13 protein-coding genes are annotated in these 14,192 nt (G+C 31.5%); 3 read left to right on the forward strand and 10 right to left on the reverse strand.

What is annotated here, in order from left to right; genetic code table 11:
- Positions 1–43: 43 nt before the first annotated feature.
- From C8C85_RS03150 to C8C85_RS03175, 6 genes are all read right to left on the reverse strand, one after another.
- Positions 44–451: a curli assembly protein CsgF gene (locus C8C85_RS03150; RefSeq protein ID WP_116795784.1), complete on the reverse strand. Its 408-nt coding sequence runs from the start codon at positions 449–451 to the stop codon at positions 44–46.
- A 48-nt stretch (positions 452–499) separates the two neighbouring features.
- Entirely contained in the window at positions 500–1,234 is a 735-nt protein-coding gene (locus C8C85_RS03155) for a CsgE family curli-type amyloid fiber assembly protein (protein ID WP_116795785.1), read from the reverse strand.
- Positions 1,235–1,237: 3 nt separating this feature from the next.
- Positions 1,238–1,759, reverse strand: coding sequence for a hypothetical protein (locus C8C85_RS03160; protein WP_116795786.1), 522 nt, complete (start codon positions 1,757–1,759; stop codon positions 1,238–1,240).
- A gap of 488 nt (positions 1,760–2,247) precedes the next feature.
- The gene (locus tag C8C85_RS03165; protein WP_116795787.1) at positions 2,248–2,934 is read right to left on the reverse strand and encodes a hypothetical protein; all 687 of its coding nucleotides are present in this window, start codon (positions 2,932–2,934) and stop codon (positions 2,248–2,250) included.
- A 756-nt stretch (positions 2,935–3,690) separates the two neighbouring features.
- A complete protein-coding gene (locus C8C85_RS03170) occupies positions 3,691–4,311 on the reverse strand; it encodes a hypothetical protein (protein WP_116795788.1) in 621 nt (206 codons plus the stop codon).
- Positions 4,312–4,693: 382 nt separating this feature from the next.
- The gene (locus C8C85_RS03175; protein ID WP_116795789.1) at positions 4,694–6,883 is read right to left on the reverse strand and encodes a glutamine synthetase III; all 2,190 of its coding nucleotides are present in this window, start codon (positions 6,881–6,883) and stop codon (positions 4,694–4,696) included.
- A gap of 383 nt (positions 6,884–7,266) precedes the next feature.
- Between C8C85_RS03175 and C8C85_RS03180 the strand changes: the two genes are divergently transcribed.
- Together C8C85_RS03180 and C8C85_RS03185 are read left to right on the forward strand one after the other, a co-directional pair.
- Complete coding sequence (locus tag C8C85_RS03180; protein WP_116795790.1) at positions 7,267–8,283, forward strand: glutamine synthetase beta-grasp domain-containing protein; 1,017 nt, start codon at positions 7,267–7,269, stop codon at positions 8,281–8,283.
- Positions 8,284–8,430: 147 nt separating this feature from the next.
- Complete coding sequence (locus tag C8C85_RS03185) at positions 8,431–9,390, forward strand: TerC family protein (protein WP_116795791.1); 960 nt, start codon at positions 8,431–8,433, stop codon at positions 9,388–9,390.
- 151 nt (positions 9,391–9,541) lie between these two features.
- On the opposite strand, the gene C8C85_RS03190 is transcribed toward C8C85_RS03185, so the two are convergent.
- From C8C85_RS03190 to C8C85_RS03200, 3 genes are all read right to left on the reverse strand, one after another.
- Positions 9,542–10,078: a hypothetical protein gene (locus tag C8C85_RS03190; protein WP_116795792.1), complete on the reverse strand. Its 537-nt coding sequence runs from the start codon at positions 10,076–10,078 to the stop codon at positions 9,542–9,544.
- Positions 10,079–10,343: 265 nt separating this feature from the next.
- The gene (locus C8C85_RS03195) at positions 10,344–11,210 is read right to left on the reverse strand and encodes an alpha/beta hydrolase (RefSeq protein ID WP_116795793.1); all 867 of its coding nucleotides are present in this window, start codon (positions 11,208–11,210) and stop codon (positions 10,344–10,346) included.
- A 168-nt stretch (positions 11,211–11,378) separates the two neighbouring features.
- Entirely contained in the window at positions 11,379–12,251 is an 873-nt protein-coding gene (locus C8C85_RS03200; protein ID WP_116795794.1) for an AraC family transcriptional regulator, read from the reverse strand.
- A 184-nt stretch (positions 12,252–12,435) separates the two neighbouring features.
- On the opposite strand from C8C85_RS03200, the gene C8C85_RS03205 reads away from it, so the two are divergent.
- Positions 12,436–12,840 (forward strand): secretion protein, encoded by a 405-nt coding sequence (locus C8C85_RS03205; protein ID WP_116795795.1) that lies wholly within the window; start codon positions 12,436–12,438, stop codon positions 12,838–12,840.
- A gap of 102 nt (positions 12,841–12,942) precedes the next feature.
- Here the strand turns inward: C8C85_RS03205 and C8C85_RS03210 are convergent, their stop codons facing one another.
- Positions 12,943–14,148 carry a hypothetical protein gene (locus tag C8C85_RS03210; protein WP_116795796.1) on the reverse strand — a complete coding sequence of 402 codons (1,206 nt, stop codon included), beginning with the start codon at positions 14,146–14,148 and terminating at the stop codon, positions 12,943–12,945.
- Positions 14,149–14,192: the final 44 nt, after the last annotated feature.

Here is a 14,192-nt window from a genome sequence, read left to right on the forward strand (position 1 = left end):
TAACAAAAATTGAGGCAAAATCTATTCTATTACTTTTATAATATTAACTTCCCGGAACAATTACTTGTGTTTGTTCACCAGTTTCTATATCCAATATATCTACTGTTAAACCAAGATTCGATGGGTAAACATCGACGGATAATGTCCCAAAATTATAGGTACCCTGAGATATACCGTTACTTCCAAACTGGTCACTGAATAATGAATTTGAAATTTTATTCAACAATTGATTATTTAAATTTTCTTTAAAACGTTCCAATTGTGTTGGTTGCTTATAAGTACTTGCACCATTGTCCTTAAAATCATTTTGTGCATCGGCTGAACTAAGTAACATTTGATAACCAAAAGTATCACCTCCAAAATTAGGATTCATGGGTTTGTACACTAACGCCTGAGCATTTGCATTCAAAAAAAGACCAAGCATACAAATTAAAGCTAGATATGATTTCATTGCTTTTTGATTTAATTATTAAAACATAAATTATACTTTACTCGACTCTTAATATCTCATTATAGCCTTGTTTTGCTTTTCAATATTTTTAAAATATTTAAAAACATTATCCGAGACGGTTTCAGCCATGTATTTCATAAAATCTTCATCAGGTCGTGATATAAATTCATTAATTAACTCTCCATCTACTGAAACCATTATTTTTGTTGTCCTTCCAAAAGTTAGTTCTTCTTGAACCGAAACAATTTTATTGGTCTTAATTTTTAATTTAGAATATTCTTTATAAAACAGTTCGTAGAAATCATTTCCTAATTTTGTCTTGGTATCATTAGACACAATCCCCATCATTTCCAAGCCGTCATTTGGTTTTGCTTCCCCAACTTTTGACTCGTCATCAATTCCCATTTCTATTCGATCTTTACCTATTATGACATTATTTTCATCATATATAATCAACAATAGAATAATTTGATCGTCCTTGCCCTCATTTATTTGAGTTTTTGATAAGACAACTTTCTGTTGAGGATCCAAAATAACTCTTCCATCTTGAGAATTCTTGGAACTATTTGAATTGCTTTTATTCTTTTTGAAAACTGTCAATTTATAGGAGATACTTTTATACTCAGATTTTAAATTTTCGACTGTACCTTTAACAGAAAGGATATTTTCAACTTTTTCAACTTCAATCTTTGCTTTTACTTCTTTATAAACAGCCTGAGAATACATTTTTTGTAAACTAAAAAACACAAACAAACAAACCCATTTGAGTACAAAGTCTTTCATGATCTAACGATTATAAATATACACAGTGCCAGAATTTCCAGTTTGGTTGATCTGTAAATTCTTGGAAATGGAATTTGAACCATTGTTAATTATTGTCAAATTATTTCCGTATTGATTGAATGTTGTGTTTACTGGTTCCGCTGAATAAACCGAGAAATCACTAATGAAATTATTATTCCCAGTTTGGCTAATATTTTCGTTAATTATGTAGGCGTTTCTATAAACATTAGCAAAATTGTTATCTCCATTCTGATTTAACTGAACCTCGGCTGCATAACTTCTAACATAAACATTTGAATAATTATAATTTCCAATTTGCTGAATTTGAACTAAATTATTATTTTGAAGAAATTGATTGGTACTTTGTGAATTTTCAACATTTACTTTATTATTTCTAATCAACAGTTCTTTTGTCATTAATGAAACCCCATCAAGTGATTTATTGTCAAAATCCTCTTGGGCATTAAGCACGACCGGAGAAGAGAGAAACATAAGGAATAAAAATATTTTAACTTTAATAATCATGGCTTTTGGATTTAAAAAATATAAGTCCTAAAATAAATTTTAAAAAATGCTTACCTCAATAATTCCAGTTAACAGAATCCAATTTTAATTGTAAAAAAGAAAAAAGATCAGAAACCAAAATTTTAGCAATTCAGTAAAAAAGCAACGCTTTTAAACTTTAAATTTCAATTATACACTCAAATTTATAAAATGTTTTTAAAAGATAACTAACTGAAATAAGCTATTTTACCTCAGTGAGTCACTTATTCGATAAAAAGCGACACTAAGTCGTTGAAGGGTAAAATAAGGTAAAACAAAAACAAGAAATTACTTTCTTTTTTAACCAATTTTAAACATTGGCTACTATTTAAAACTAAACTCACTTAAAAACAAAAAATAAAGCGATAAAAACATTTTTATCACTTTAAATGCAAATAATTAATATTTAAAATAAAAAAAGGAGAACTGAAATTAAATTCAATTCTCCTTTTTTAAAATTTTTCTGCTAATTAATTAGATTGGTATACAATCGCATTATTACCAGCTCCAGCTTGAGAGATAGTACTTATGTGTGAATCTCCAAGTTGAATAGTCAATGCGAAATTGCTGTCTCCATCTTGCATAGTAGTTGCAGAGTTATCAAAACCTAATTGCCAAGTACTACTGTCATTATAAGTACCTAATTGAGTGGTAGAAGCGGAATTATTGAATCCAAATTGCAATACCCCTGCTGTATTAAATTCACCTTCTTGATAGATGTCAGATGAATTTCCTACTAAAAATTGTAAAGTAGTTGCGCTGTTATCATTTCCTACCTGAATAGTTGAAGCTGAGTTAAAGGCCCCTAACTGTCCTGTTACGGCATCATTACTATCACCAGATTGAGCTGTTGTTGCCACATTAAATAATCCAAGTTGTCCAACATATGCATCATTTGAATTACCATCTTGAGTAACAGTTGAAATATTTAAAATACCTCCCTGATTAGTGTCGGTTTCATTTGAATCTCCAACTTGAGCCACTATAGATATATTGGCCAATCCAATTTGATAAACATCTGAATCATTAGATGATCCTACTTGGGCAACTAATGCTCCATTAAGAAATCCCACTTGATCAACATTACTTACGTTTGCTTGTGCAAAACCTACTACGGACAATAGCATCGCTGAGATGCTCAAAATAACTTTTTTCATAATAAATATATTTAATTGGTTGTTAATACAAATTATTATGTAGGCTAAAAATAATATAACAGGGGAATTATATTATTCAATTCTGTAGGTTTTTTAGATAGTCCAATGAGGGGCAAATTGTACTATATCGTAGGCTTAAAAAAAAATGAAATTTGGGAATTTCTTACTTAATAAATACATCTAAACAATCTTAATACAAGTGCTTTATGAAGTATTACGAGTCAAATTTATAACTTTATTTTTATAAAAAAAACTTATAACCACCTATTTTATAGACATTTCCAAGTTTTTCGATGAAGTGTAATAGTAAATCGACAAAGAACAAAAAGCATGTAAATTTAACTTGAACTATAGCTTTCCTTTTTTAACAACTGTTATAACATTAGCTCCTTTACGCTCTCTTTTACATTAATTCTACATTTTAATATGTCATTGAAAAAGACATTATTTACATTCTCACTTGAACATTCAATCAAATATTTTTAAAATGCTCTTTTTTATATTTCTAAAAATCAAACGGCTATTATTTAATATCAATCTCCAATTTAAATTATAAGATTAATCAAAATGAATTAACTGAAAAAAATATTAAAAATTAATTTTAAACGATAAAAAATCAAATTACAGACTACCTATAAAATTTCTAAATGAAACGCATTTCTAAATTATATTTTCTGACCTAGACACTTTTCACTATTCAAAATAAAAAAAGCAGAACCAATCAGTTCTGCTTTTGAAATAATTAAATTTTACTAATTAATTGGATTGGTATACCACTGCAACATTACCCGCACCCCATTGATTTATAGTGCTAATATGATCATTACCAACTTGAATCGTTGCGGCAAAGTTACCTAGACCATTTTGCATAATGTCAGATGTATTGTCCCAGCCAAGTTGAATTGATGATGCACTATTTCCAGTTCCAAGTTGATTTATGGCAATTGCATTTCCCCAAAAACCTTGTACATCAAAAGCAGTATTATCATTCCCGTCTTGATCAATTTTAGAATCATTCCCAAATCCTAATTGCCAATTTGTAGCACTGTTGTTATTCCCTTTTTGATTAATTTCAGAATAATTGAATGCTCCCACTTGAACAATCGCAGCATCGTTTGACCATCCATTCTGAGTTATTAGGGCTCCATTTGCAACTCCTAATTGCCCAATAAAAGCCTCATTCAAATTCCCTACTTGACCTACTACCGCATCATTAGCTAATCCAATTTGAAGAACATCAGAATCATTAGAAGCACCTACTTGTGCAACTAATGCCCCATTAAACCAGCCATACTGATCTACGTTACTTACGTTTGCCTGGGCAAAACCTACCATTGTTAATAGCATCATCGAGACGCTCAATAAAACTTTTTTCATAATACATATATTTAATTGGTTGTTAATACAAATATTACGTAGGTTTTAATAATATAAACAGGGCAAGTTATATTATATTTTGTAGGTTATTCATTTAATGAAATAGGGGATTTTTCATTTTTGTGACATTATTAAGATAATTTCATTTAGCTACATCTCATTTTGACACGGGACAAATTTATAAAATGTTCCGAACATTCAAAAAAAGGCAATGCCTTATTTATTAACTCATTAGCTATTTTCGACAAACTGTAAAACTAAACCGATAAAGCGTAAAATTGAATAAATATAAATCTATATTTATCCTACTAATTTTACAATTTAATTTAAAAAAAAAGAGGCTTTCTTACGAATAGCCCCTTTCTTAATGGATTTGCCAAAATTATTTTGTCAAAAGTAATTCACGATATTTAGTCAAAGTCCATAGTTCATTATCGACTAATAACTCTAACTTGTCACAGTGGTTTCTTATGATTTCAAAATATGGTTTTACATGATTACAATAAGCTTCTGCCATAGCATGAGCATCTGTCAGATTATTGGCTTTCTTTCTTTCTTCAGTCATCTCTTCCACTTTAGAATTGATACCTTCAATATGCCCAGAAATCTCCTTTATCAGAATAATTTGCTCTTTGGCAATGGATTCAAACTCCGATCCAAAAATATCTTTCAATCCTTTCACATTTTCAATCAAAGTATTTTGATATTTAATCGCCGTTGGAATTACATGATTCTTTGAAATATCTCCAAGTACTCTTCCTTCAATCTGTATTTTTTTGGTATATTCCTCCAATTCAATTTCGTAACGTGCTTCAACTTCTATTTGATTCATAATACCCATTTCAGCAAACAAATCAATCGCTTGTTTAGAAGCTCTAGCTTTCAAAGCTTCCGGAGTAGTTTTAAAATTGCTCAATCCTCTTTTTGCAGCTTCTTTTTGCCAGGCCTCACTATAACCATCCCCTTCAAAAAGGATTTTTTTGGATTGCTTAATGTATTCTCTTAAAACATTGAAAATGGCATCATCTTTCTTCATGTCTTTTGATTCAATCAAATCATCGACAGCAACTTTAAAATCCTTAAGTTGTTTTGCAACAATAGTATTCAACGTAGTCATGGCATTCGAACAGTTTGCTGAAGAACCAACCGCTCTAAACTCAAATTTATTACCGGTGAAGGCAAAAGGTGAAGTTCTGTTTCTATCGGTATTATCCAAAAGGACATCTGGAATTTTACCTACAACATTCAATTTCAAATCGGTTTTTTCTTCTGGAGACAATTTCCCGGTGGAAACTCCTTCCAATTCGGCCAACACCTTAGTCAATTGCTCTCCAATAAATACGGAGATAATTGCCGGTGGAGCTTCATTGGCTCCCAATCTATGATCATTACTAGCAGTAGCAATGGACCCTCTCAATAAAGCCTCATAATCATTCACCGCTTTAATAGTATTGATAAAGAAAGTCAAAAACTGTAAATTAGTCATCGGCGTTTTACTAGGACTCAATAAGTTTACTCCAGTATCTGTAGCTAATGACCAGTTATTGTGTTTCCCTGAACCATTTACCCCTTTAAAAGGTTTTTCATGAAGCAATACTTTCAAATCATGACGCTCAGCTACCTTTTGCATAACGTCCATCAACAAACAGTTATGGTCTACCGCCAAATTTGTCTCTTCAAAAATAGGTGCAAATTCAAATTGATTCGGAGCCACTTCATTATGACGTGTTTTCACCGGTATTCCCAACAACATACATTCTTGTTCCAAATCTCTCATATAGGTTAAAGCACGAGTTGGAATAGACCCAAAATAATGATCATCCAACTGTTGTCCTTTGGCAGAAGTATGTCCCAACAGAGTCCTTCCTGTCATGATAAGATCTGGGCGTGAATTAGCCAATGATCTGTCAATTAAGAAATATTCTTGTTCCCAGCCTAAAGTAGCTGTTACTTTCTTAACATTTTTATCAAAATATCTACAGACCTCCGTAGCAGCTTCATCCATAGCCGACAATGCTCTTAATAATGGAATCTTATTATCCAACGCTTCTCCTGTATAGGAAATAAAAATAGTTGGAATACATAATGTCGTTCCAAAAATAAACGCTGGTGAAGTAGGATCCCAAGCAGTATAACCTCTTGCTTCAAATGTGTTTCTTATTCCACCATGAGGAAAACTCGATGCATCCGGTTCCTGTTGGACCAATTGAGCCCCACCAAATTTTTCTAATGGATCACTTCCGTCATAAGAAGTTTCAAAAAAAGCATCATGTTTCTCTGCTGTTGTTCCCGTAAGTGGCTGAAACCAGTGCGTATAGTGAGTTACTCCTTTGGACAAAGCCCATTCTTTCATTCCCATGGCAATATAATCTGCCAGTTTTCTGTCGATTTTAGTTCCGTGTTGAACTGCACCTTGTACACCTTTAAAAGCATCTGAAGTCAAATATTGCTTCATAGCCTTATCATTGAACACATTAGCCCCAAAAAGAACCGATTTTCTTCCTGTCTCCTGAAACTCTACTAACTTTCTATTTGAAGCTTCTTTTAAAGCTTGAAAACGAATTGATGACATATGATAAATCTTAAATTAATAATCATTAATAAACACATACAAATATAAATTATTCTACTAAACAAAATAATTAAAGGCCCCATTAATACATAGCATCCAATTGAGCTAGATGTAATATCAAAAAAATTGTACCAACAGCTTGATTTTTAAATAATAGTAATAAAAATCTTAACTTATAATTAATATTAAAAACCCGCTAATTACGAATTTAATTATTATACCCTACAAAAATTATAATTTTTCAATTATACCCCTCCTAAAATGCAGTAATATCAAAAATTAAATACACATAAATAAAAACCACCCCCTAATTTTACGACATAATTAAATTATTTTATATTTGCATCAGAAAAAAAATCAAAAAACAAATTATTTATAATATTATGGCTAAAATAAAATTAGAGTATATCTGGTTAGACGGATACGAACCAACGCAAAATTTAAGAAGCAAAACTAAAGTTGAAGAACACGAAAACTTCAAAGGAACATTGGCAGAAATAGGAAACTGGTCTTTTGACGGTTCTTCGACAAAACAAGCTGAAGGCGGTTCTTCTGACTGTCAACTTGTACCGGTAGCTATTTATCCAGACCCAACTCGTATCAATGGATACTTGGTAATGTCTGAAGTTATGTATGCTGACGGAACTCCACACCCATCAAACGGTAGAGCTACAATTGATGACGATAACGATGATTTCTGGTTCGGATTCGAGCAAGAATACTTTATCATGGATACAAAAACATTACTACCTCTTGGTTTCCCAGTAGGTGGTTATCCTGCTCCACAAGGAATGTACTACTGTTCAGTAGGTGGAAAAAACACACACGGAAGAAAATTAGTTGAAGAACATGCCGATTTATGTATTGCTGCTGGACTTAACTTTGAAGGGATCAATCAAGAAGTTGCTTGTGGACAATGGGAATTCCAATTGTTTGCAAAAGGAGCTAAAAAAGCAGGTGATGAAATCTGGGTTGCTAGATACTTACTAGATCGTTTGACTGAAAAATACGGTTACTATATCGAATACCACCCAAAACCACTAGGTGATACAGACTGGAATGGTTCTGGTATGCATGCTAACTTCTCTAACGAAGTACTAAGAACATGTGGTTCTAAAGAAACTTACGAAAAAATATGTGAAGCTTTCCGTCCAGTTGTTGAAGAGCACATCGCGGTTTATGGAGCATACAACGAACAACGTTTGACTGGTAAACATGAAACTGCTTCTATTCACGATTTCTCTTATGGAGTTTCTGACAGAGGAGCTTCAATTAGAATTCCATTATATACTGTTCAACATGGTTGGAAAGGATATTTAGAAGACAGAAGACCAGCTTCTAATGGTGATCCATACAAAATTGCTGCAAGAATTATCAAAACTGTAAAATCAGCATTATAATCATAAGCATATCAAAAACCAAAAAGTGCCTTCGTAATTGAAGGCACTTTTTTTATTTAAGCAAATTACAGTACCTTTAAAAATTAATAGAGACAAATTAACAAATCAAATTTCACATTTGAGACCCACTAAAAAATAGATACGACTATGATTGTTTGGATATTATTTATTGTATTGATTTTTATAATACTGGCTCTTGACTTAGGAATATTCAACAAGACTCCCCATATTATCAGCACCAAGGAGGCCAGCAAATGGACCGCTATATGGTTTACTTTATCCATGTTATTCTCTGGTGTGGTTTATTGGCTGTATTCAACTGATTACGTATTAAACCCTAGTCAATTGAAGCCCTCTGTCGCTGCAATGAAATTCATAACAGGTTACTTAATTGAACTATCATTAAGTATTGATAATATCTTTGTAATCGCTTTGATTTTCGCTTCTTTCAAAATACAAAAAAAATACCAACATCGTGTTTTGTTTTGGGGAATCCTTGGAGCGATAGTTTTTAGAGGCTTAATGATCTATTTTGGTGTATTGTTGATCAATAAGTTCACATGGACAGCTTATATCTTCGGAGCATTCTTATTATTCACTGCTATAAAAATGCTATTCACCAAGGATGAAGAAGAGTTTAATCCTAAAAAATCTTTAATCTATAAAATCCTAGGAAAGATAATTCCTATTTCTACCCATACCGAAAAAGATCATTTTTTCATAAAAACAGAAAGAGGGAATGCTGCTACTCCATTATTCGTGGCATTAATAGTCATCGAAGTAATGGATGTAATTTTTGCGGTAGATAGTGTCCCGGCTATTTTAGCCATTACCTCCGACCCTTTTTTAGTATTTAGCTCCAATATTTTTGCGATATTAGGATTGCGCTCTTTGTACTTTTTCCTTGCCAATATGCTAGAGAAATTCAGTCACCTCGAATACAGCCTGATTGCTATTTTGAGTTTTGTGGGATTAAAAATGTTATTGCATGATTACATCGAAATTCCTGAATGGGCTTCATTGTCATTTATTGCTTTGACACTTGTTATCGGTGTAATTGTTTCTATTCAAATTAGTAAAAAAGAAAACATTTCAGAAACTAAATAAGTCTAACTTTTATACTGTTTTAAATTTAAACGTATAAAAAAATAAGCCCTTATATATTACTTGATTTTACAAAAACAGAAATGCTCTTTTAAATTAAGAGCATAAAAAAAGGAAATCGAGAGATTTCCTTTTTTTATGCTTACAAAGTTTACTATTGCAAATCAATTTTCTTAATTTGACTTTCGTTTATATTCAGAGCACTTATTACAGCATTGTAATTATTTTTATCAATTAAAGTTGAAAAATAACCCGGCAAAATTACAATTCTAAAAGTTTGATTATTTAGATACTGCGGAGTTAACGATAAATTATAAGTTCCTCCAGCATATATACTAAAATCCTCCTTGCTAAAATCAAAATCATAGTCCAACTCTCCTTGCTGCAAAAATAAAGTCCTTGGAATCAATTGCCATATTGGAGTATTGGCATCAATTGTCCCAGCCAATCTATAAATTAAAATTTGATCTGAATCTAATATTTTAGGATCCAATTTTCGATAAATATAATAACCTAAATCTGGGCTATCCAATGGGTCATTAACAAAATTAACATTTTTAAGCTCAAATACTTCCGCTATCAATCCATCCTGTCCATCCTGTCCAGGAATGCCCGGAGGTCCCTCTGGCCCAGTACATCCCTGAAAACCAAACATCCCTATAACTGACAAAAGTGTAATTATTTTTTTCATTTTTTATATATTTAAAGTTCTATAAAGGTATTTCAAAAATCGAGCCAAAAAAAAATTATTTTTTATAATATTATTAAAAATAATTTAAAAGTTTTTGGTTTACACAAACAATAATGGGCGAAAACACCTAAATTCATTGTTAAAAATTCATTCCTTCTCCAGTACAATTGTTTGTATCAAATTAAAAATAAACACTTTAAAAATAAAATTCATAGAAAAAGAGCTCTTCTAACCGAAAAGCTCTTTCTTTATTTTTAATCATTGTTTAATTAATTAGAACCCCATTGTTTTTTAATATTTTACTAAAAAACAAAACCTGATAGGGTAAAGCATTTTCCCAATACTCCCAAGTATGTGCTCCTGGACGTTCGGTATAGTCATGAGGAACCTTAGCATAAACTAATCTCCTATGTAATTCTCTATTGGGTTCAATAAGAAAATCATCAACTCCACAATCTATAATTAGTGGTAGTTTGTTGGCTTTAATTTCATCAACCATCCCCATTACAGCATTTTGTGCGTATAAATCAGGATTATTGCTTTGATCGCCAAAAACAGGCTGCATTAATTTTATAACTTGATCATTTGGCTCCCGACCTAACATTGTTCCCATATCTACAGCTCCACTCATACTCCCAGCCGCACAAAACAATTCGGGATGTTTAGCCGAAAGAGACAAAGCACCATGTCCTCCCATAGAGAGCCCAGCGATGACACGTCCTTTTTTATCATTTACCGTTCGATACGTTTTGTCAATCTTTTGAATTACTTCTTCAGTTATATAAGTTTCAAACTGACTGCCTTTATTTACTGGACTATTAAGATAGAAACTGAACGTCTCCCCTTCTGGCATCACTATTATAATATTATATTGATCGGCTAAATTTTTAACTGTATTTTTATTGGGCGTACTTGATAACCAATCCGAAAAATGCCCATAAGCACCATGTAAAAGATAAAGCACAGGATAAACAGCTTTCCCTTTTGCGTACGAATTAGGCAAGACTACAGCTGCTTTATAGGTTTTACTCATAGCAGCACTTGGAATTTGCAAAGTGTCTACTGTAGAAGCAAAAGACAAAATCGTATTGCCAAATAAAAATGCAATAAACAGTATTCGTAAATTTTTCATATTATTCCTTTTTTTGGATGAAATGTAAATATACAATTTCCAAAAGCAATAATAGGACACTCTTTATTTGATTAAAGAACAAAAAACAACAAAATATTAATATACAAATAATTACACTTAAATTGATTTGTTTTTGTAATATAAAACAAACAAACCATGAGCTCAAAATCACTCCATATAAGACTTCAATTCATGTCTGTATTGGGAAGCACTTTTTCCCGTAAATGCTTTAAATGACTTATTAAAATGACTAAAATTATTAAATCCGCTTTCATAGCAAATTTCAGTAATGCTTTTGGTATTTTCCGATAAGAGTTTTGAAGCATGAACCAAACGATAATCATTTACAAAAGTGGTAAATGTTTTATTGGTTATTTTTTTAAAATACCTGCAAAATGATGGTGTTGTCATACTCACCATACTCGAAACAGTATCCAATTGAATAGGTTCCTGAAAATGGTCTTTAACATGATTAAAAACTACATTGATTCTATCATTGTCCTGAACCTGCATTTCCATGGTAAAACCATCAGCATTCAAAATAGTATATTCATTATTGGTTTCCAAAGTATTCAAAACACGGATTATCCTTAACAACCGATCAAAACCCGATTGCTTTTCCATATCTTCCATCAAGCCCGCAATTAACTTCTTGGTTTCGGGGCCAAAAGCAATACCTCCTTTTGCTTTATGCAAAAGATGCTGAATATTTTTTAATTCCGGGATTTCCAGAAAATCATTTCCCAAAAAATCTGGACGCATCTGGATTACCGTTTCATTCTTATTACCAGTTTGCTCGTTTGTAAATCCACAATGAGGCAAATTGCTTCCGATAAGAACTAGATCACCATCTGAATAATAGGATATATGACTTCCTATTTGTCTTTTCCCCGAACCTCCATTGACAAAAACCAATTCAATTTCGGGATGATAATGCCATAGATCCGATTTGCAATTGGCGTTCTCAACATATCTGGAAAAAGTAAAAGAACTCCCAAAAGAAGGAGTGATAATTTCAAGTGTTGGACTCATTTTTTTCATTAGACCCATTTTTAAAACTATTCAAATTTAACACAAAACAATTCTATATTATCAAAAATTAACATACATCGTTTTCGTAAGGTTAAAATAACACATAAATAAGAAAAAACAGTTGTATAATCAAATAGATTATCGTTCTACTTTAGCAATAGAAATTTGATTACTAATTTAAAACAACAGTATTATGAAAACGATTTTAAAATTAAGTCTGGTAGTTTTAGTGGCAATGACTACAATGAGCAGTTATGCAATCGATGGTGATTTTTTACTAAATGTAAAAAAAGGAACCGGTAAAGAAATTAGTTTTTCTGTAAATGAAATTCCAAAAGCGAATGTGACTATCTACGATAAAGACCATACTGTAATCTATTCTGAGGTTGCAACTGGAAAAGGTGGTATTTTGAGAACTTACAGTCTTGAAGAATTTCCTGATGGTGTTTACTTTTTGGAAGTTGAAACCAATTTGAAAAAAGTAACACATGAGATTGTTATTTCAAAAGAAGTTTCAACCTTATCAAGAAAATCAGTCGCTGAAGTTTACAAAGGAGAATTGAAAATGAAAAATCAAAATGTAGCTACAACTAATTAATTGAGTTAGTTTATTTAAGAACTAAAACTTCGAATTATCTAAAAACAGCTCTTCTTTGGGAGCTGTTTTTTTTTATATTCTATCAAACCTGACTCAAAACCATTATTTTTTATCATACAATTGAATTACTTTTTTCAATTCCTCACAATAAAGCAATTTATCATTTTTAAAATTTCTTTTACTTTCATTGGCTGTTTCATAAACCAATGCTCTGGTCATAGATTGTATCCTATCAACCATATTTTTAATTGCAATATCTTTGCTCTTTGCTTTTCTCTCATCGAGCTTTTTTAATTCTGTTTTCCAAAATTTAAAATCATCATCACTTTTTGCAACTTCCAATTCTTTATCAAATTGATTTAAAAGTGAATTGGTAATTTCATTTTCTAAAACTGATATTTCATCTCTTTTTGCAATCTGAGCTTTATATTCTTTGGATTTTTTTATTGACTCAATAGTCGTTTTTATTTTTTCATCCTTACTATCATAAATAGCATAACATCTATCATACTCAGCAATAGCCGTAATCATCTCATTATTTCCTTTTAAACTATCGGCTATTTTTAAATTCTCATCATAGATTCTTTTAATGGTAGTTTCGTTGGATTTTCTAATGCTATTTTTAAAAGCTTGTATTTCTAACCAATCAAAAGCACGAAGCATTTCTTTTTGCGATGGCCAAGTATGAGCTTTATGATTAACAAACAAAGTGTTTTTTAACATCATTTTATTCAACCATTCTTCATTTTGAATCATTTCCTGATAATTCATATCCTTGTCACCTACCATGCCCACATATGAAAAACTAGCATCTTGCAAAGCAAACTTATCCACTTCATTAAAAGAAGCTCCACAAGCAATTACTCCCTGAAAAGCAACCGAAGAAACAGCCATACTACCCGCTAATCTTGCACCTCCTGAAAAGCCTGAAATGTAAAGTTCTGAAGGATTTAAATTATATTCCGTTGATACGCTTTCAAACAGACGATTTGCGATTTCTAAATTTACATCGGTTGGTCCGTTTTTTGAATTATTGGAACATACCAAAATATATTTATAGGTTTCTGCAGCCAAAATAAAAGGTTCAATCCCAACTTTCCCTCTTCCTCCTGGATCAAAAATAAAAACAATCGCAGAAGGCACCTCTCTCCTATATTGCTTTGGCAAATAAACAGCATAGGATTCATTAGCTGTATTTGCTATTTTAACCGAATCAACAATTACTCCTTTTGGCAACAATTGTTTTTCTTGGGAATAACTATAAATACTAATGAGAAGTATAAAAAGGTTTAAAAAAGTTTTTTTCATAATACTAATTTATAAAAATAAAATCAAAAAGACCCTTTAATGCT

The sequence above is a fragment of the Flavobacterium sp. 103 genome (assembly GCF_003096795.1).
Taxonomy (GTDB): domain Bacteria; phylum Bacteroidota; class Bacteroidia; order Flavobacteriales; family Flavobacteriaceae; genus Flavobacterium.